Genomic DNA, 19,884 nt, shown 5'->3' on the forward strand with positions numbered 1-19,884 from the left:
TGATCTAAATCAAATATTATACATAGTTGGCTCTTAGCGAATAAAGCGCAAAGCGCCTTGCGCATGCCAAGCTTGCCTCGGTAGAACATTACTAAAAACTTACTTCCTGAAAATTTTTAGACTCATATTGAGATCCGCAACTTGCCCTTGAGCGACATTATCCAAACAAAGTCACAAATGAACATTGGCCCCCTTTTTAAACAGTACAACGCACTCACTAAGCCAAGGGTTATTCAGCTGATTGTGTTCTGCGCGCTGATTGGCATGGTGCTGGCTGTACCAGGACTTCCCACGTGGGACGAGTGGCAAAGAATGGCGCTGGCCAGCTTGGGCATTTGGCTGGTTGCAGGCGCAGCAGCGGCCTTCAATTGTTTGGTTGAAAAAACCATTGATGCCAAGATGCGCAGAACATCTTGGCGGCCCACCGCCAAGGGCGAGTTGTCTGACATGCAAGCCCTGATTTTTTCAGCCACGCTGTGCGCCATTGGCTCGTTCATTTTGTTCGTGTGGATCAACCCCATCACCATGTGGTTGACCTTCGCCACCTTCGTGGGCTATGCCGTCATTTACACCCTGATTCTCAAGCCCATGACGCCTCAAAACATCGTCATTGGAGGCGCTTCTGGCGCCATGCCACCTGTCTTGGGCTGGGCCGCCATGACTGGCGAAGTGGGCGCAGAAGCCGCCATTCTTTTCCTGATCATTTTTCTGTGGACGCCGCCCCATTTTTGGGCGTTGGCTTTGTACCGCGTTGAGGACTATCGCAAATCAGGCTTGCCCATGTTGCCCGTCACGCATGGCAATGATTTCACACGGCTGCAAATTTTGCTCTACACCTTTTTGCTGGCAGCGTCTTGCTTGATGCCGTTTGCATTTGGCATGAGTTCTTGGATTTACTTGGCAGGCGCCGTGGTGTTGAGCATCGGCTTCATTGCCTATGCCGTTGCACTGTTTAAAAAATATTCAGACGAATTGGCGCGCAAAACATTTCGCTTTTCGCTGATTCATCTCACGGCGCTCTTTGCAGTACTGCTGCTTGACCACTACATCTTGACTTAAGTCAATTTTTCAGAAGCACTTGGCATTGCGCCACAAGTCTTCATCTAGCGAAACCCCTGATGGTCAGCCAACACCACAGCTGATTAAACTTTGTGCACACCACAAAGAGGTTTTCCATGGCTGCCATTCAATCTGACCTTCCCTTGCTCAGCCCTATGACTTGGCTCATAAAAGGCTCTGAAGACATGCGCAAAACGCATTTTGTGGGCGCTTTTTATGGCTTGGTGTTTGTTGTACTGGGATATGCCCTCGCGCTGGTCTACGCCCATTATTGGAAGGCCACCATGGGTTTGACGGCCAGTTTTTTCTTGCTTGGGCCGATTGTCTGCACGGGGCTTTATGAGTTGTCTCGCCAAGTGCAAAAAGGAGAGGAAGTCAGCCTGCCCAAAAGCATGAAAGCTTGGCTGCCCAATTGGAAAATGATGGGCTTGTTTGCCATCCTGTTGACGTTTCTGATGATTGTTTGGGCGCGTGTTTCCATCGTCTTGTTCGCGCTGTTTGCAGACCAAGAATACCCGCATCTGCAAAGTTTAATTTCTCAAATCGTCGATTTCAAAAACATCGAGTTTCTGCTGGTCTGGACGTGTGTTGGCGCCATTTTTGCATCCCTGGTTTTTGCGATCTCGGTGGTCTCTGTGCCCATGCTGCTAGACCGATCAACCGACACCCTAGAGGCCATCTTCACCAGCGCCAATGCGCTGTGGAACAACGCGCTGGTCTGCTTGCTATGGGCCAGCCTGATCGTTTGTTTCATTGGACTGGCGCTGGTTTTTTTCAAACCTTTGTTGGTGATCACTGCACCCCTGATTGGTCATGCCACTTGGCACGCCTATCACGCCTTGGTCTTGCCCGATTAAGGTTTCCAACGCTTGAGCAGCAAGGCATTGGTCATCACACTGACCGAACTCAATGCCATGGCCGCACCAGCCACTACAGGGCTCAGGTAGCCCATGGCTGCCAGTGGAATGCCTGCAGCGTTGTAGGCAAATGCCCAAAATAAATTTTGCCGAATTTTGGCCACTGTACGCGCAGAAATTTCCAAGGCGCCAGCCACCAAGGCCACATCGCCGCGCATCAACGTGATGCCTGCGGCTTGCATGGCCACATCGGTGCCACCGCGTCTGCCATCGGCATTCAAATTGGCCATGGCCAAACCCACATCCGCAGCGGCCAATGCCGGTGCATCGTTGATACCGTCTCCAACAAAAGCCACCACATGCGGCGCATCAGTTGAATGGGCTTGCAAACTTTTGACCAAGGCTGCTTTATCGCCAGGCAATACTTCTGCAAACACCTCATCAGGTTGAAGTCCTAAACGTGCCGCCATGGCTTGTGCTGCGCCTTTGTTGTCACCCGAAATCATGACCAGCCGAAGTCCGCGCTGACGCAACAACTTCAATGCAGCTTGCACGCCAGGTTTGGGCTCGTCGCCAAACGCCAAGACTGCCAAAGGATTGACGCCAGCGTGCGAGCGCTCAGCCAAGATCGAGACAGTGGCACCGTCGGCCTGCATGCTTGCTGCCTGTGCTTGCCACGGTCCGTCTGGCACATTGAGCGAGTCCATCCAACGCAAGCTGCCCAACAACAAATGGCGGCCCTGCACATGGCCTTCGCTACCAAAACCTGGCACCGCCTTAACGTCGTCAGGCACCACGAACTGCAAGCTCTGTGTTTTGGCGGCTTGCACGACAGCATGCGCCAAGGGGTGTTCACTTCCGCTTTGCAAGCTGGCGGCCAACATCAACAGTTGATCGTCCGAATCAGAGCTTGGCACATTTTGTAAATTGACCGACGTCAAGGAAATCAGCCTTGGCTGACCCACGGTCAACGTACCTGTTTTGTCAAAAGCGACGGTGTCAACTTTGTGAGCAATTTCTAGAGCCTGCGCATCTTTGATCAGGACGCCGTGCTTGGCAGCCACGCCAGTGCCCGCCATGATGGCGGCGGGTGTGGCCAAACCCAAAGCACAGGGACAAGCGATCACCAGCACAGCCACACTGTGAATAAGCGAGACCTCAAGGCTGTGACCCGTGAACCACCAAGCCAACAAGGTGATCAATGCCAACACCAACACCACAGGTACAAACACCGCCGATACCTGGTCCACCAAACGCTGAATGGGTGCTTTGGCGGCCTGCGCATCTTCAACCAAGCGAATGATGTTGGACAACACTGTTGAGGTACCTGTGGCACTGACAGTGACCAGCACGCGGCCCTCACCATTGATGCTGCCACCCGTGATGCGTGCACCCACGCTTTTAGGGACAGGCAAAGGCTCGCCCGTCAGCATGGCTTCGTCAACTTGCGTCTGCCCTTCCAGCACCACGCCATCGGCAGCAAAACGCTCACCAGGCAACACCAGCATGCGATCGCCCACTAACAATTCTTCGATGGGAATTTCGACTTCACCGTCGGCTGTGATGACGCGCGCTTTTTCAGGGCGCAGTGCATGCAAGGCCCGAATGGCATCGGTGGTTTGACGCTTGGCACGTGCTTCAAGCCACTTGCCTAGCAAGACCAGGGTAATGACAACGGCAGAGCCTTCAAAATACAAATGCACCATGTGCCCATCGGCTGCCGTAAGCCACAGCCACATGGACAACAACCACCCGGCTGAGGTGCCAATGGCCACCAACAAATCCATGTTGCCACTGCCAGCCAACAAGGCGTGCCAGCCAGCTTTGTAAAACCGTGCACCCAGAATAAATTGCACAGGTGTGGCCAATAAAAACTGCCACAGCGCAGGCAACATCCAATGCTTGCCAAGTGCATCGCCCAACATCGGCAGAACCAAAGGTGCACTGAGCAACAATCCAACAGCGACCGGACCGAAACCAGACCATGCGCCAGCGGGTGCTTGTTCCAAATGTTCTGGGGCCAAGGGCTCGTAACCTGCATCGCGCACTGCACGTCGCAAGCGGGCTTGCTGTTCTTGCGCATTGAGGGCGCCAGACTCTGGCGACTTCCAAGTGACCCTCGCAGATTCAGTGGCCAAATTCACACTGACGTCTTTGACATCGGTCAACTTTCCGATAGCGCGTTCCACCCGCGCAACACATGATGCGCAGGTCATGCCACCAATACCAATATCGCAGGACAATTCAGACATAGGCTAAGCTTACATCTAATTTATTGAGAGGAGTTGATCATGAACAACACATTTCAAGTTCAAGGCATGACTTGTGGCCATTGCGAAATGGCCGTTAAAAAAGCCATCACCCGTTTAGATCCTGAAGCCAAAGTGGCCATCGACCGACCTGCAGGCAAAGTGGATGTAGAGAGTTCCAAAGCGCGCGAAGAAATTGCGCACGTCATTGCAGAAGAAGGCTACACGGTAGCCGCTTAAAGCGCCGACAAACGCTGTACTGCTGCCTCGCGCAGCACTCTGGCCAAGGGCACTTCCGACCTTGACTTAAGAGAGACCCAGCCAAAGCGGGCATTGGCATTGAGCGCCGGCGTCATCGGCAAGGCCACCAAATCAGGCGCCAGCGCACGAACAGCCAAGACCACGGCCTGCGTGTTTCTGGCCACATCCAACAAACTCGATATTTCTTCGCAGCGCAATTGAATCAGTTGCTCTGGATGTGCTTGTGCACCATATCTTTCAGTCAGCACTCGCGCCACCTCATCACTCAAGGGGGTTGATGCAATGGGGTAATCAAGCAATTGCTCAAACGTGACTTGCTTCAGTTTGGCAAGCGGATGTTTTTTGTTGCACATGAAAGTGCCTGGCAACTCACACAAGGGTTCTACTTTCAAATCAGTCGATGGACTCAGGGAGCGAATGTCCAGGATCAACGCGTCCAATAAGCGCTCTCTGAGTTGTTGAACCAACAAAGTGGTGGCACCCCTGGCAATTTCCAAACGTGCGCCGGGGCATTCATTGGCGACATAGGTTAGGAGGGGTGTCATCCACAAAGCACCGGGGCCGGAGCCCAAACCCAACTTCAATTGACCATGAAGCCCTGTCAACAGGTGCTGGCTGCTCTGCTTCAGGTTGTTGGCGGCATCGAGTAATTCGCGCGCTTGCCCCAAGATGTGATGTCCGAAGGGCGTCAGTTCATTCTTGCGCCCCACTCTGTCAAACAAGGCTTGACCCAGTTCATCCTCCAGAGATTTGATGCTTCGGCTGAGGGCGGGCTGCGTTAGGAACAGTCTTTCAGCCGATTTGCTGAACGAGCCATTGGCGGCCAATTCAATGAAGTGCTTCAGTTGAACCAAGGTCATTGCATTTCTCCATGCATTTAAATCATGCTAAATCATATTAATATGCATTTGACTTAGATTCAAGCCATTTTTAGGATGGGCACACGATTCATAAAAAAGAGGAGACGAAAATGAACTCAGTTGTTGAAAAATATATCAAGAGCGCATCCGCGGTTGTGGGCATGTTGCTCATGGCAGGTACAGTCTTTGCGCAAACCTACCCCTCAAAACCCGTTACGTTGCTGGTGCCTTATCCAGCCGGTGGTTTGTCTGATGTGATTGCCCGTACAGTGAACAACACCTTGTCAAAAAATCTGGGACAGCCCGTGATTGTTGACAACTTGGGCGGTGCGAGCGGTGCGATTGCTGCACAAAAAGTTTTGAGCGCGCCTTCTGACGGTCAAATCATTTTTCAGGGTTCGCCCAACGAATTGATTTTGGCGCCCTTGGCCATCTCTGCCGTTAAGTTCAAAAGCGAAGACTTCCGTTTGGTTCAAATGATCTCTACGGCACAAATTGCATTCTTGGCTCGTAAAGATTTGCCGGTGAGCAATGTGGACGAGTTCTTGGACTATGCCCGTAAAGAAGCACAAGCTGGACGCCCCATCACTTATGCCAGCGTTGGCCCTGGCTCCTTCTATCACCTGTTGGGTGAACACTTGTCCAAAATTTCCAACATCCCCATGACACATGTGCCCTACAAAGGTGGCGCACCCGCCAATCAAGATTTGTTGGGCGGTCAAGTCGATATTTTCTTGGCCCCTTTTGGCAAGAACTATGACGAATTGCAAAAACAAGGCAAGCTCAAGATTTTGGCCATGCTCAACAGTGAGCGTCTGGAGTCTGTCAAGTCTTATCCCGCCATCAGCGAGAGCAAATCTTTGAAGAACTTCACGTTCAACATTTGGACAGGTTACTTTGTGAAAAAAGACACACCTGAAGCCACGGTTCAAGTGCTGCACAAAGCCATTACCGATGCCTTGACAGAACCTTCTGTTTTGGCCGGCATGGAAGCCAACAGCTTGTTGATGGCTAAACCTTTGTCAATGCAAGCTGTGAGCAAAGCTTATACAGATGGCACTGCACAGTTCCGCGCCATTGCCAAGTCCATCAACTTGCAACCGCAATAAGCATGACCTACTTGCGCGAAGCGCTCACCGCCAGAGTGGGTGAATTCATCCAACTCCGGCGTGACATTCACCGCCACCCCGAGTTGGCGTTTGAAGAACATCGCACCGCTGAGTTGGTGGCGTCCAAGCTTGAATCTTGGGGCTACCAAGTTCACCGCGGTTTGGGGGGCACCGGCGTGGTAGGCACACTCAAACGCGGCACCAGCACACGCAGCTTGGGCCTGCGTGCCGACATGGATGCCCTGCCCATTCAAGAGGCCAGTGGCGCCGAATGGTCGAGCACCAAGCCCGGACTGATGCATGCCTGCGGCCATGATGGCCACACCGCCATGCTGCTAGCCGCCGCCCACGAGTTGGCATTAAACAGCGCGTTTGATGGCGTGTTGCACCTCATCTTTCAACCGGCCGAAGAAGGCGGTGGCGGCGCGCTGCGCATGATGCAAGACGGTCTGTTTGACTTGTTCCCTTGCGATGCCATCTTTGCCATGCACAACATGCCTGGCGTGCCTGTGGGCAAATTTGTGTTTCGCAGTGGCAGTGCCATGGCGTCTAGTGACTACGTCACCATTCGCGTGAATGGTACAGGCGGACATGGCGGTATGCCGCATCGCGCAGCAGACTCTTTGGTGGCTGCAGCGTCTATCGTCATGGCTTTGCAAACTGTGGTGTCTCGCAATGTCGATCCACTGCACACCGCTGTGGTGACGGTGGGCTCCATTCAAGCGGGCAAGGCCAACAATGTGATCCCTGCATTGGCCACACTTGAATTGAGTGTGCGCGCTTTGGACCCTGGTGTTCGCAAATTGCTCGAGCAACGCATCAAAGCCATTGCCACATCGCAAGCCGAGAGCTTTGGCTGCAAGGCCGAAGTCGACTGGAAAGAAGGCTATTGCGTGTTGGTGAATTCAGAAAACGAAACCAATTTTGCAAGGCAAGTGGCTTTGGATTTGGTCGGCGCTGAGCGCGTTGTTTTAAATGGTCCGCCTTTAACTGGCAGCGAAGATTTTGCCTTCATGCTGGAAAAAATTCCTGGCAGTTATTTGCTCATTGGCAACGGTGATGGCGACTCCGCGGGCGCGTGCATGGTGCACAACCCGGGTTACGACTTCAACGATGACAACATTGCAACAGGTTCTGACTATTGGATTCACTTGACGAGGGAATTCCTCAAGGTGTAAATTGATCTCATCAGTGGCATCGGGAGAGATTGCTTAAAAGCAACGCCGAAGGAGCAACCGCCCCGGAAACTCTCAGGCAAAAGGACCGATGTCATATTTCATTCTGAAGAGTGGTTTGCGTTTTCGTCCGCAAACCCACCGCAGGAGCAAGCAACACCCCAGCGTGTTGTGAATCTCTCAGGTCCAAAACAGAAGGGGCGCCACTGGCACAGTTGTGTCATGGCTCAACCCTTCGACGTTTTGAAAGATCTGAATCATGAAAACTATTGCCATTGTGGGCGGCGGCATCACCGGCGTCACCACTGCTTATGCACTGGCCAAGCGCGGCTTCTCTGTCACCTTGTTTGAGCGTCACCGCTATGCCGCCATGGAGACGTCGTTTGCCAATGGCGGACAGTTGTCTGCCTCGAATGCAGAAGTTTGGACACACCCCTCCACAATCATCAAGGGCTTGAAATGGATGCTCAAAAGTGATGCGCCGCTGCTGGTCAATCCCAAACCCAGCTGGCACAAAATTTCTTGGTTTGCAGAGTTCATGGCTTCCATGGCGGCTTACGAAAAGAACACCATTGAAACAGCCAAACTGGCTGTGGCAGCACGACAACATTTGTTTGCTTGGGCTGAAGCTGAAAACATTGATTTCGATTTGAAAAAGCAAGGCATCTTGCACATTTACCGCGACAAAAAGGGCTTTGACCACGCAGGCAAAGTTTCTGAAATGTTGGCCAAGGGTGGCTTGCCACGCCATGCGGTGACCCCCGAAGAAATGAAAGCCATCGAACCCACTTTGGCTGGCAAATACTACGGCGGCTATTTCACAGAAAGTGACGCCACGGGAGACATCCACAAGTTCACCAACGGTTTAGCCATGGCTGCAAAGCATTTAGGCGTTCGCACTTTGTATGACCAAGACGTCACCAACATTCAAAGCGACAACAGCCAAGTCAAGATCACGGTGGCCCACTCTGATGCGCCTACCAGCATTCATACGTTTGACAGCGTGGTGGTGTGCGCAGGCGTTGCCAGCAAACAATTTGCTTCACAACTGGGTGACCGCGTCAACATCTACCCTGTCAAAGGCTATTCCATCACGGTCAATTTGAACGACGCTGAAAGCCAAGCAGGCGCACCGCAGGTCAGCTTGCTGGACGACGAGACCAAGTTGGTCACCAGCCGTTTAGGCGACGACCGATTCCGTGTGGCAGGCACTGCAGAATTTAACGGCTACAACCGTGACATCCGCGCTGACCGCATCAAGCCATTGGTCGATTGGGTCAATCAATGCTTCCCCAAAATCAACACCCGCTCCGTGGTTCCATGGGCTGGCTTGCGTCCCATGATGCCCAACATGATGCCCCGCGTGGGTCGTGGCAAAGCTGCCAATGTGTTTTACAACACAGGTCACGGTCACTTAGGTTGGACATTGTCTGCCGTGACGGCAGACATGGTGGCGGAAGTAGTGGCGGCTCAGGCTTCTGCTGAGCGTGCCACGATCATTTCAGGATCGACCAACCTGGCACGTGTGTCCACGTAATAACCGCCGTATTCGGTGTACTTCAAGACAGCACATTGGCATGTGATGCACTTGAAGACGTCGCAGCGGTTGTAGGGAAAGTAGTCCACTGCAATGGGCGCGTTCGGTGAGTCATAGCGCGTACCGTTGGGGTGGAATTCTTCGAAGGTCAATTCCACTTGGCCTTCGGCTAGTTCTTGCCTGAGGGTGCCTGCAGCTTGCATTTGGGCAGCAGGCCAGCGCGCGTCGGGCACGCTTTCCCAGCCTTTGCAGATTTTCAGGGCGCAATTGCAGTGATGCGGGGGGTGAACGGCCAGCGCTTTGAGCTGTTCTGGGGTAAGGAGTTGTTCATTTGACATGCCCCCTATTTTGCGCGATGCAGCAGACAACCGGCCACGGACATGTCGGCCATCAATATGTTGCCATTGCTTGAGTCTGTGCAATACAAGGTTTTCCGGTCTTTGCCACCAAATGCCATGTTGGTGAGAGACGCGCCTTTGGGTCCTGTCAGAATTTCTTCGGGTTCCGCCCAATGTGACAGCACCCACACATAAGCCAGTCCAGGATTGGCCACCAGCAGTCGGCCACTTTCATCCATGGCCAAACCGTCAGGACCACTCGGTCCATAGGATGTGAAAAACTGCCCCACTTTCGACACGCTGCCATCGCTCAACAAAGGCATGCGCCAAACAGCATTGCCGCGCGTTGTAGCGACAAACAAAAACCGCTCATCGGGTGACAGCACGATGCCATTGGGGCTGGGCACGTTGTTCAGCAACAGGTCTAACTTGCCATCGGGCGACAGTCTGTACACCCGCCCAGAGGGGTCGTGCATGCCGGTTTGCCCTTGGTCTGTGAAGTACACATTGCCCCGGGCGTCCAGCACCAAATCATTGACACCTTTGAAGCTTTCGCTGTTGCGACGCTCAAGAAATGCTTTGACTCGCCCCGTTTGAATGTTCAGGCGCATCAAACCGTTTTTGTAATCGGTGACCAGCAACTCGGTCTCGCTTAGAAACTTCATGCCATTGGGCTCACCATCCCATTGCGCCACCAAGTCCCACTCTCCTTTTGGATCAATTCGAAACACACGGCCAAAAGGTATGTCGGTGACGTAGAGGTTGCCATGCGTGTCAAATACCGGGCCCTCCAAAAATGAATCCGCCAATCGCCCGCCCTGATTCACATCGGCCCATTCACTGCGCACGCCAGTCTGCCTGAATTTCTCAGGCATGGCGCTAAATATTTCAAGAGGTCGAATGAGTGGATTTTGAAGCATGATCATGTGGCAACCTTGAGTGCATTGTCACTCTTTTTTAATGCCCGCAGCCTTCACCGTGGCAGCCCATCGCTGGGTCTCGCCTGCCAAGTACTTGCGAAACTCTTCAGGTGTAGAAGCCACAATGCGCGAACCCAGACTGTCGAACTTGCCTTTGACTTCGGGCATAGCCAACACCTCTTTAACCGCAACCTGCAGACGATTCACAATTTCAGGTGAGGTGCCTTTGGGCAAGAAAATACCGTTCCACTCATAAGACTCATAGGGCTTGCCAATTATTTCGGAGACTGTCGGTACATCTGGAAACGCGGGGTTACGTTGCGCAGAAGTAATGGCCAGCGCTTTGACCGTGCCACTTTTGACATGACCACTGATGGCCGGCAAATTGAAAAAACCCATGTCCACTTCAGCGGCAATCACAGCGGTCACCGCCAGCCCACCGCTCTTGTAAGGGATGTGCAGCATGTTGACGCCTGCAGCTTGGTTCATCAACTCAGGTGCCATGTACTGCACCGTGCCTTGCCCACCGGAACCAAAGGTCAATTTGCCAGGCGATTGTTTGGCCGCCTTCAGTAAGTCTTGTGCGGTTGCAAATGTGGAGGTCTTGGGCACCGTCAGCAACATGGGTGTCACACCCACTTGCGTGACAGGAATCAAATCTTTTTCTGCATCGAATGGCATTTTTTGCAAATGCGGATTGATCGACAACGGTGTTGCGTCGTACAAAACCGTAAAGCCATCGGGTGAGGCTTGCGCCACAGCCTGCGCGCCAATGATGCCACTTGCACCTGCTTTGTTCACCACCACGACGGAGGTGGACAGTTTGGTGCCCAAGTGCTGCGCAATCAGCCTTGCCAACGCATCTGCAGTTCCGCCGGGTGCATAGGGCACCACAATGCTCACAGGCTTGCCATCGGGCCAAGCGGCCATGGCTGCGGGTGCGCTCAGTGTGAACGTCACACCTGCTGCCCATAGCAAAGCGTTCATTAATCGTCGGTTCATGTTGTCTTCCTTTTTTCAAATTGTTCAAACTGTCGCAATGGGTGTCACGGGTGATCCTGCTGCACCCGGCAAACGCAAGGGCGGTGCAGTCAGTAAAAATCGAGAGCGCTGATTCGCTCGAAGCCATAGTGCCAATGGCGTGAGCAACCACAACTCACCCAAGTGGATGCCGTTTTTGAACAGGCAATGTTCGTGCAAGGGCAAGCGCGGCCGTTTCATACCAGCGGGCTTGGTGAGTGACACAGCTTGCACCAACTCCACGGCTGGGTTGTCGGCCACCAAGCAGGCCAGACGTGTATCACTGATCCAATTCAGCAACTTTGGATCTTCGCCATCCAGACCACTGCCCGTTTCATTCAGGTGTTGTAGGTCGGGTTGCTTGCGCATGTTCAGCAAGGTGTCTGCAAAACCAGTGTGCAAGCACACCATGTCACCGGCTTCAACATGGACCTTGTCTGCATCCAAAATGCGCATCAATGCGTCATAGCCCACAGCTACTCTTTTGCGACCCACGTGTTTTTCTAAATCAATCAACACACCTCGCCCCTGAACGCCATGTGCCGCCAAATTGGCAACACCCAAGGCGTTTGCATCTGGGTCTGGATAGCGTGCCCAATCGTCTGCAGCAGTTGAATCGGTCGAACCGGGGTGAATCTCAACGCCTGCTCTAAAGCCGTTGTAGAAAACAGCTTCAGCCTCGCCATCACCATCGGCATCAAAGCGGCTGCCCATGTGAGCCAGGCTGTCCCACTGTGTTGAATATTGCGTGTTCATCAGCATGACTTCGTCGCACACGACATCAGTCAAGTTGGGATCTTCTGAGGCGTACGACCAGCAGTAGCCCTGCACACCGGCGCTGACGCCATCGCGCAAAGTACCGAACAAACGCGGGGGCATACGCCGTGCATTCAAAGACCTTCCACCCGGTACATCCAAGGGCAAGGACAAACAAAATGTCAGCCCTACTTTGACCTCCGCAATACCTTGGCGCACCTTGTCTGGCGTGACCAAGTTCATTCGTCCCAAACGATCGTCTGGGCCAAACTCTCCCCAGTGGCTGCCAGGCGGTGCGTTTTTCCAGCGTTGCATCATGATGGCTAGAACCTTATGCAGAAACCGCTTGAGAATATTTACTCAAAACTGCGAGCACATTCTTGGCCGCTCCTACACCCATGTTGATGTAAGCATCGCTGGTAACGCCGCCAATGTGAGGGCTTAAAAAGATTTGTGGCACACCCTGAAAGATGTGAGGCGCTGTCATCGGCTCTACTGCAAAGCTGTCTAGACCTGCGGCAAACACATGGCCACTTTGAACCGCCGCCAACAAGGCGGGTTCATCCACCAAGCCGCCGCGCGCTGTGTTGACCAGCATCACACCAGGCTTGCAAGCGGCCAAAGTTTGGGCATTGATCAACTGCCGGTTTTCTGGCGTGAGCGGGCAATGCAATGAGATGGCATCGGACTCTCGCCACAGAGTTTCAAAGTCAACGGCTTGGATGTAATCGGGCAAGTTTTTGGCGAAGGGGTCAACGCCTAAAACTTTCATGCCCATGGCATCGCACATTTTGGCAAAGCGTTGGCCAATGGCACCCAAACCGACCAGGCCGATGGTGCGGCCATGCAGTTCAACACTTTTGTGCGTTGCTTTGTCCCAAAATCCTGCATGCATGCGCTCGTTCAAGTGCACCACCGATTTGGCACAGGCCAGCAGCAAAGCCATGGCTTGTTCAGCCACAGCAGCGGCATTGGCACCCACTGCAGCGCAGACTTCAATGCCGCGCGCTTTTGCGGCTTCTTTGTCGATGGTGTCGGTGCCACTGCCGTGCTTTGAGATGACTCGCAAAGCCGGTGCCGCGTCCATCACTTCAGCCCCCACACTGCCGTAACGAACAATGATGGCCACAGGATTGTGACGCTGGCACAAAGCGACCATGTCTGACGTCTGCGGTGTTTTGCCTGCATAGACAATTTCAAAATCAGTCAGCAACGCCAAAGCTTGCGATGCCAGATCTGCGCCTGTCACGATGACAACGGGACGTGCACTCACAGCGTTTCGCCTTCTTTCAACACGCCAGCTGCCACCAGCGATGACAGCAACCAAGACGCGCTGGTGTTGCCTTCCTTGATTTGCGCAATGCGTTTGGCCTCGTCCACCACTTTTTTGTCAGCCAAGGGCAACAAGCCAGGCAACTTTTCGCGCTCAACCACCACAATGCCATCGGCATCGGCCAGCACAAAGTCGCCGGGATTGACAGACACGCCACCACAAGAAATGGGATGACCAATGCGGCCACCGATGTTTTTGGTGGGGCCATTGGGATTGGTGCCGACAGAAAAGACGGGGAAATCCATCTCTTCAATTTCCAGACTGTCACGCACAGCAGCATCCACAATCACACCGGCAATGCCCAACTGTTTGCAGGCCGTCATCATGATGGTGCCCATCAACGCGGCAGTTTGATCTGCCTTGCCATCAATCACCAACACATCGCCTGGCTTGGCCATGGCAATGGCGGCATGGATCATGAGGTTGTCGCCAGGGCGAACCTCCACCGTCAATGCCGGGCCCGCCACTTTCATGTGAGGACGCAGCGCACTGATGCGGCCGTGCATCACACCACGTCGGCCCGCCACATCGGCAAAAATAGCCGCCTGATGGACGGATGCTTTTTGCACCAAGTCGGCGGGTACACGTTCAAAATTTTTAACAATATCTTGGCTCATAAAAATCCCAAATTAAAAATTAATCAGTCAGCGCGGGCGCCAGACTCTTTGACAACCTTGCCCCATTTGACGAGGTCATCCCGCATCAGCTTGGCAAATTGCTCAGGTGTACCACCCGTGATGTCCAAGCCTTGATCCCCCAGTTTTTTGCGCAAGTCTTCTGCGCGCAAGGCTTTGTTCACTTCAGCATTCACAGCTGAAACCACCTCTGCCGGCAACTTGGCGGGGCCTAATAATCCAAACCAGGTGGTGGCTTCAAAACCCTTCAAACCAGACTCGGCCACTGTGGGAACATTGGGCAAGTCGTCTGTTCGTTTAGCAGATGTCACTGCCAATGCCCTGAGCTTGCCGCTCTTGATATGACCAATCAGGGTGGGCACAGAAGAGACGTATACCTGCACATTGCCACCGATCACGTCGGTCAAGCCTTGGGCGGCACCCTTATAGGGAATGTGCGTCATGCGAACGCCCGCTTCTTTCTGCATCAACTCAGTGGCCAAGTGCGCCACCGTACCGCTGCCCGAGCTTGCGTAATTGATGGCATCAGGTTGGGCTTTTGCTGCCGCTAACAATTCACCAAATGTTTTGTATGGCGAATTGCTTGCCACCACAAAGACCACGGGTGAACTGCCGATATTGACAATGGGCGTCAGGTCTTTTGAAGGGTCATAGGGCAGCTTGCTGTAGAGGCTCGGATTGATGGCCAAGTTGCTCGTTTGGCCAATGACCAAATTCAAACCATCGGGCGCGGCCTTGGCAATGGCGTCCACCCCAATATTGCCCCCTGAGCCAGGCTTGTTGTCGTAAATGAACGTCCATTTGGTGTTGGACACCACTTTGTTACCTACCTCGCGTGCAATCAAATCAGTGCCACCACCTGCCGGAAAGGGCACAACCACGCGGATGGGCTTCGAGGGCCAGTTTTGCGCAAGAGCGTTGAATGCCAGTGTGGTACCGATCAAAAGAGTTGCCAATGTACCCTGCGTCAAGAGGCGACGCGCCAGCACTGAATGAGTCATATTTGTCTCCAAAAGGGAAGAATTGTTTGAGATGGATTGTTCATTCATCTTTCATTCGATACAATAGTATTTCACACAGTGAAAGATGTTTCATGGCACGAAAATCCAACGCGGCACCCACCACCGATGAACCCCAAAACGACGGCGGCGTCATCGCTGTGAAACGGGCTTTGCAAATTCTGGAAGTCTTTGAAATTGGCGACCAGCACCTTTCACTGGCAGAACTCAGCCGACGAACAGGCCTACACAACACCACCGTTTTGCGACTGGCGCGCACGCTGGCCCTTTCGGGCTACATGGTGCAAAAGGAGGAAGGCACTTGGCGTTTAGGTGCAGCCGCGGGTTGGCTAGGTGCACGCTACCAAGCCGGTTTTGACATCAACGATGTGGTGGAGCCCACATTGCGACAGTTGTCCGCTGAAACCAAAGAGAGCGCTTCTTTTTATGTACGCGAAGGCGATGTTCGCTCATGCATTTCTCGCATCGAAGGACCGCAATCGGTACGCCACCACGTGCGCATTGGCATGCGATTGCCATTGAACTTAGGTGCCCCAGGCAAAGTGATCTTGGCGTTCTCTGGCACAGGCGGGGACGAATATGAAACGATTCGTCGTCGGGGTTATCACATGTCAATGGGAGAAAGAGACCCAGAGGTTTCCAGCGTGGCAGCGCCAGTGTTTGGATTGAACTGGCGACTGTTGGGCTCGATGTGCATTTCTGGCCCGACAGCACGCTTGAGTAAAAGCAAGCTGCAAGTCCATGCGAAGACTGTGATGAACGCGGCCAACCAGTTGTCATATGCACTGGCTGGATCGGCGTCGCAAGAGACACCTAAGGTGATTTCAACTTGGCATCCTTGAGGTATTCGTCAACACTTAAAAGACAGAATACAACAGCGGTTCACTGCCTCTCTCAAACTATGCAGCTTTCAAATAAGCATTGACCAATTTCACCCAATAGCTGGCAGCGATCGGCAAGATCGCGTCATTGAAGTCATAGCCTGGGTTGTGCACCATGCAACCACCTGTGTGGTGATGTTCACCTTGGCCATTGCCCACAATGAGGTAACAGCCAGGGCACTCTTGCAGCATAAAGGAAAAGTCTTCGCTGCCAGTTAAGGGTGCCAAGTTGGGCATGACACCCTTGTCACCCAACCAGTCCAAGGCCACTTGCTTGGCAAAGGCCGTGCTGGCTTCGTCGTTGATGAGCGAGGGGTAGCGCCAGTCGTAATCCACATCGGCCTGCACGCCCATGGTCTGCGCTTGTGATTGAACCAAATCGGTAATGCGCTGTTTGAGCATGGCGCGAATTTCTGGATTGAAAGCGCGCACCGTTAAGCGCATGGTGACATTTTGAGGAATGACATTGGCAGCTTCACCGCCATGAATGGCACCCACAGAAATGACCGCCATTTCACGGGGGTCCACATTGCGAGAGACCACCGTTTGCAAGGCCACCACAATGTGAGCTGCAGCCACCACAGGATCGGCTGACAAATGCGGCGCAGAACCATGGCCACCTTTACCTCGCACTGTGATGTTCACAGTGTCAGACGATGGCATGAAGGCACCCGCGCGGAAACCAAACTGCCCTTCAGGCATGCCCGGCATGTTGTGCAATGCGAAGATGGCATCGCATGGAAACAGTTTGAACAAGCCTTGCTCCACCATCACACGGCCACCACCCAAACCTTCTTCGGCGGGCTGGAAAATCAAATTCAAAGTGCCGTCAAACTGCGGATCTTGCGCAATGCTGCGTGCGGCAGCCAACAAAATGGCGGTATGGCCATCGTGGCCACAGGCGTGCATTTTGCCGGGCAATTGGCTGGCATAGGGCAAGCCTGTGGTTTCTTGAATTGGAAGCGCGTCCATGTCGGCGCGAATGCCCAAGCGCATCTTGCCGGTACCGCGCTTGAGGGTGCCCACCACGCCCGTGCCCGCTAAGCCTCGGTGCACTTCATAGCCCCACTCTTTTAGACGTGCCGCCACCATGTCGCTGGTGGCGTGTTCTTCAAATGCCAATTCGGGGTGGGCATGAATTTGGTGACGCACCTCCACCATCTCTTTGGCCATGTCTTGGATGGCTGGCAAGATGTTTTGCGAGAAGGCGAATTTTTTAGGTTCAACGGGGGCGCTCATCGTAATCCTCAGAGTGTGTTGGGAGGTGGAAATCCATTTCGGCCAGGAAACTCTGGTGCCAACTCTCTGGCATTTGGCATCTTCAACCACAAGCGCAACATTCGTCGACGCTGCGCCACATCGTCATGGTCTTCAAACTCAGTGCGTGAATGCAGCACTGCATAGTTGTTGGCAAACTGAAGATCGCCAGGCTCCATCAACATGTCCACGCGAATTTCGGGTGAATGCATGATGCGGTCGAAACAATCGAGGGCTTCCATTTCCACCTTGGACAAGGGCACGCCTTTGATGTCGCAGCCCAACTCCAGATATTGGCGCAAATAACGGCAACTTAATTTACCCAGGTGATAGCTGAAGATGGGAGACAAGCTGGGCTGTGGTTCACACAAATGTTCAAAGTAAAACATTCGGTAATAGATGCCCAAATACTCAGGATGTTTCTCTAATATTTCGTTGTAGATGCGTGCGACGCTGACCAGGCTGCTGATGCCGCCTTGCTTGGCTTTGCGTACGCACAGCAAGCCCACCACATCCGATGGATCGGAGTGGTAAGGCAAATACAAATTGGTTTGGTACACCCGGGTACGGACATCCTTGGGATCCCCCACTGCAGCCACTTCGCCCAGCAAATCACCGCGCGGGTTTTGACACACGGGCAGTCCTAAGTGCAAGCCAATGCCGTAATACACCGCCTTCAGCTCATCTTCGCTGTAGCGATGCACGGGCAGGCCGCGCCAAAGAGAAAAACCTCGCCCATTTTCCAACTCATCTGACAAAGCGGCGAGCCTTTTCAACAAGGCAGTACCAATGGGAAAATCTTCACGCTCAAAATTTGGAAAGGCACGGCCTTTAGATTTGAGTGTTGCAAGCGCTTCATCCAAAGCTTGAATGTCTGAAGCCTGAAGTTGCTCGATCCAACTGGTGTCGTTTTGAATATCCTGACCCGTCCAAGCTGCTGGACCAGTGACTGGATTTTTCAGAATGATGCTCATCAATGACGCTCCCAACTTGAACACAATACAGAGAAACTTTTACTTCATTTCAAACACAAGACACGTGCAAGATGCATGCGCGTACAGGGTGCCGTCAGGACCTACCAACTTAGCTTGCGCAGTGGCCAACTGGCGACCGCAATGCAACACCTCGGCAATGGCACGCACACGCTCTACCTTGGGTGTAATGGCGCGCACCATGTGGACATTCAACTCTGCCGTGGTGTAACCCCGCCCCACGGGCATTTTGGTGTGAACCGCACAACCCAGAGCTGAATCCAAAAGTGTTGAAGTCCAACCACCATGAATGGTGCCCAAGGGGTTGAAATGCTTGTCCAAAGGGGTTCCTTGAAAGATAGTTTTACCCTCTTCCAAATGGACCAAACAAAAATCCAGGGTTTTGCCAATGGGTGCGGCAGGCAAGTCACCCCGCATGATGGCTTGCATCATTTGTAAACCTGTCATACCTGCAATTTGTTCGCGGGTGGCAGTACCGATGCCGGCGCCTGATTCGTAAGTGGCAATTGCTTTTGCCTCTTCGGCTAACCAAATTGAAAGTTCTGAGCTCATTGTCATCACGCCTGTTTAAAGTTGTCTTGTAGGTTGTGAGGCATCTTAGTTGAGCCGGACAGATACTACTGTCAACCAGTGGGCAGGCCCTTAACAGACATAACAACAGGGATAGATGGGTCACAACATGCGGTTCAAAGGCACATCAGCGGCCGAGCATGTTGGACCGTGGCTTAGACAACCGCTGTATCTACCAAATGGTTTAATTACCGAAATGAATGCCGCAATCCAATTAGCAATTGATTGACATTTCTTTTATGCCATTGTGTTTGGGGCATTTGAGCATCTGGTGATTGAATAGAAGGTAACCATACGCGACCAGCTTGGAACACCAATTGTGTATTCTCTGATAACTGGCGCTCAATCATCAACTTCAGTTGCACCGCCAAACCTGAGTCACTGAGGGCAGCAAAACAATTGCATCCAGAAATAGCCCTGACGTCTGGATACTCCATGTTGGCATAACCAATACCTGCACCAAGCCATGTTCTCCAAGTTGGCAGCAAGTTTTCTTGCAGCTCTTCAGATTCAGCCAAACGGAAAGCACCATTCAAGAAAACGGCATTCACCCGCACAGTATCAAGCGGCGTCACTTTCAATGCACCTACCGAAATAGATTCGCGCTTAGCCTTTGCCCCCCAGAACTCAACTTCTGCTCTCAAAGGCAAACAATCGTCTTCTCTTTCAGAAATGCGCTTGGGCTCCACACCTTCTTTCATCAAGTGATCGACTTGCGGGCATTTATCAGATTGTTGTTTTTGTTCTGCTTCATTGTTTTTTGGCGATCCTAACCACTGTTTACCGATGGCAATGCCATAAACAGGGCCGGCACCATAATTGGCCACACCTTCAAGCTTAACTGGCCCCCCCAAGCTAACGGTCAGAGCTTGATTGCCCGAAGTTCCTTGACCTACCATTCCCTGCACATACCATGCAGTTTCTTGACTTTCTCTGGTTGGTATCTCTTGTTTTTGGCCTGCCGTAATGTCTGCAGCAAACAATGAAGTGCCACTCATAAGAAGAACTACCAACACCGCAGTTGATTGAGCCAATGATTGTAAATATTTCATAAGA

Annotated in this window: 20 protein-coding genes and 1 riboswitch; of the genes, 7 read left to right on the plus strand and 13 right to left on the minus strand. The window is 52.8% G+C overall.

From position 1 onward, the window contains the following. The first annotated feature begins 177 nt into the window (after positions 1-177). Together cyoE and B9Z46_RS04475 are read left to right on the plus strand one after the other, a co-directional pair. Positions 178-1,059 (plus strand): heme o synthase, encoded by an 882-nt coding sequence (gene cyoE, locus B9Z46_RS04470; RefSeq protein WP_055361866.1) that lies wholly within the window; start codon positions 178-180, stop codon positions 1,057-1,059. Between the two features lie 116 nt (positions 1,060-1,175). After that, a complete protein-coding gene (locus tag B9Z46_RS04475; protein ID WP_108254678.1) occupies positions 1,176-1,916 on the plus strand; it encodes a DUF2189 domain-containing protein in 741 nt (246 codons plus the stop codon). Here B9Z46_RS04475 and B9Z46_RS04480 read toward each other — a convergent pair. Continuing rightward, on the minus strand, positions 1,913-4,168 hold the full coding sequence (locus B9Z46_RS04480; RefSeq protein ID WP_233245906.1) for a cation-translocating P-type ATPase: 2,256 nt from the start codon (positions 4,166-4,168) through the stop codon (positions 1,913-1,915). The two genes, B9Z46_RS04475 and B9Z46_RS04480, sit on opposite strands and share 4 nt — an antisense overlap. Positions 4,169-4,207: 39 nt before the next feature. Here B9Z46_RS04480 and B9Z46_RS04485 point away from each other — a divergent pair, with 39 nt between their 5' ends. Then, positions 4,208-4,405, plus strand: coding sequence for a cation transporter (locus B9Z46_RS04485; protein ID WP_108254679.1), 198 nt, complete (start codon positions 4,208-4,210; stop codon positions 4,403-4,405). Here the strand turns inward: B9Z46_RS04485 and B9Z46_RS04490 are convergent. Next, positions 4,402-5,286, minus strand: a complete 885-nt coding sequence (locus B9Z46_RS04490) for a LysR family transcriptional regulator (protein WP_108254680.1) — start codon at positions 5,284-5,286, stop codon at positions 4,402-4,404. The genes B9Z46_RS04485 and B9Z46_RS04490 overlap by 4 nt on opposite strands. 110 nt (positions 5,287-5,396) lie before the next feature. Between B9Z46_RS04490 and B9Z46_RS04495 the strand changes: the two genes are divergently transcribed. The 3 genes from B9Z46_RS04495 to B9Z46_RS04505 all read left to right on the plus strand — a co-directional run bounded on the left by B9Z46_RS04495 (position 5,397) and on the right by B9Z46_RS04505 (position 9,107). Next, on the plus strand, positions 5,397-6,395 hold the full coding sequence (locus B9Z46_RS04495) for a tripartite tricarboxylate transporter substrate binding protein (protein WP_108254681.1): 999 nt from the start codon (positions 5,397-5,399) through the stop codon (positions 6,393-6,395). Between the two features lie 2 nt (positions 6,396-6,397). Next, entirely contained in the window at positions 6,398-7,573 is a 1,176-nt protein-coding gene (locus B9Z46_RS04500) for a M20 aminoacylase family protein (RefSeq protein WP_108254682.1), read from the plus strand. 10 nt (positions 7,574-7,583) lie between these two features. Then, a riboswitch (glycine riboswitch) is annotated at positions 7,584-7,671 on the plus strand. A gap of 158 nt (positions 7,672-7,829) precedes the next feature. Beyond that, positions 7,830-9,107: a D-amino acid dehydrogenase gene (locus B9Z46_RS04505; protein ID WP_108254683.1), complete on the plus strand. Its 1,278-nt coding sequence runs from the start codon at positions 7,830-7,832 to the stop codon at positions 9,105-9,107. Here B9Z46_RS04505 and B9Z46_RS04510 read toward each other — a convergent pair. From B9Z46_RS04510 to B9Z46_RS04540, 7 genes are read right to left on the minus strand one after another with little or no spacing between them, the layout of a single operon-like run. Then, positions 9,041-9,445, minus strand: coding sequence for a hypothetical protein (locus B9Z46_RS04510; protein WP_108254684.1), 405 nt, complete (start codon positions 9,443-9,445; stop codon positions 9,041-9,043). The genes B9Z46_RS04505 and B9Z46_RS04510 overlap by 67 nt on opposite strands. A gap of 5 nt (positions 9,446-9,450) precedes the next feature. Beyond that, positions 9,451-10,371, minus strand: a complete 921-nt coding sequence (locus B9Z46_RS04515) for an SMP-30/gluconolactonase/LRE family protein (RefSeq protein ID WP_108254685.1) — start codon at positions 10,369-10,371, stop codon at positions 9,451-9,453. A 21-nt stretch (positions 10,372-10,392) separates the two neighbouring features. Beyond that, a complete protein-coding gene (locus tag B9Z46_RS04520; protein WP_233245907.1) occupies positions 10,393-11,367 on the minus strand; it encodes a tripartite tricarboxylate transporter substrate binding protein in 975 nt (324 codons plus the stop codon). A 24-nt stretch (positions 11,368-11,391) separates the two neighbouring features. Then, positions 11,392-12,459: a cyclase family protein gene (locus tag B9Z46_RS04525; protein WP_108254687.1), complete on the minus strand. Its 1,068-nt coding sequence runs from the start codon at positions 12,457-12,459 to the stop codon at positions 11,392-11,394. Between the two features lie 13 nt (positions 12,460-12,472). Further along, a complete protein-coding gene (locus B9Z46_RS04530) occupies positions 12,473-13,414 on the minus strand; it encodes an NAD(P)-dependent oxidoreductase (RefSeq protein WP_108254688.1) in 942 nt (313 codons plus the stop codon). Beyond that, a complete protein-coding gene (locus B9Z46_RS04535; RefSeq protein ID WP_055360042.1) occupies positions 13,411-14,091 on the minus strand; it encodes an RraA family protein in 681 nt (226 codons plus the stop codon). Before B9Z46_RS04535 ends, B9Z46_RS04530 begins: the two co-directional genes overlap by 4 nt. Before the next feature lie 23 nt (positions 14,092-14,114). Further along, the gene (locus tag B9Z46_RS04540; protein WP_055360041.1) at positions 14,115-15,110 is read right to left on the minus strand and encodes a tripartite tricarboxylate transporter substrate binding protein; all 996 of its coding nucleotides are present in this window, start codon (positions 15,108-15,110) and stop codon (positions 14,115-14,117) included. A gap of 92 nt (positions 15,111-15,202) precedes the next feature. Here B9Z46_RS04540 and B9Z46_RS04545 point away from each other — a divergent pair, with 92 nt between their 5' ends. Next, positions 15,203-15,970, plus strand: coding sequence for an IclR family transcriptional regulator (locus tag B9Z46_RS04545; RefSeq protein ID WP_055360040.1), 768 nt, complete (start codon positions 15,203-15,205; stop codon positions 15,968-15,970). A gap of 57 nt (positions 15,971-16,027) precedes the next feature. Here B9Z46_RS04545 and B9Z46_RS04550 read toward each other — a convergent pair whose 3' ends face one another. The 4 genes from B9Z46_RS04550 to B9Z46_RS04565 all read right to left on the minus strand — a co-directional run bounded on the left by B9Z46_RS04550 (position 16,028) and on the right by B9Z46_RS04565 (position 19,880). Further along, positions 16,028-17,248 (minus strand): M20 aminoacylase family protein, encoded by a 1,221-nt coding sequence (locus B9Z46_RS04550; protein ID WP_055360039.1) that lies wholly within the window; start codon positions 17,246-17,248, stop codon positions 16,028-16,030. Between the two features lie 8 nt (positions 17,249-17,256). Next, positions 17,257-18,240 carry a TauD/TfdA family dioxygenase gene (locus B9Z46_RS04555; RefSeq protein WP_199220540.1) on the minus strand — a complete coding sequence of 328 codons (984 nt, stop codon included), beginning with the start codon at positions 18,238-18,240 and terminating at the stop codon, positions 17,257-17,259. 39 nt (positions 18,241-18,279) lie between these two features. Further along, positions 18,280-18,816: a PaaI family thioesterase gene (locus tag B9Z46_RS04560; RefSeq protein WP_108254689.1), complete on the minus strand. Its 537-nt coding sequence runs from the start codon at positions 18,814-18,816 to the stop codon at positions 18,280-18,282. Between the two features lie 200 nt (positions 18,817-19,016). Next, entirely contained in the window at positions 19,017-19,880 is an 864-nt protein-coding gene (locus tag B9Z46_RS04565; protein ID WP_146179221.1) for a hypothetical protein, read from the minus strand. Positions 19,881-19,884 lie beyond the last annotated feature (4 nt).

The organism is Limnohabitans sp. Hippo4 (genome assembly GCF_003063605.1).
Classification (GTDB): Bacteria; Pseudomonadota; Gammaproteobacteria; order Burkholderiales; family Burkholderiaceae_C; genus Limnohabitans_A.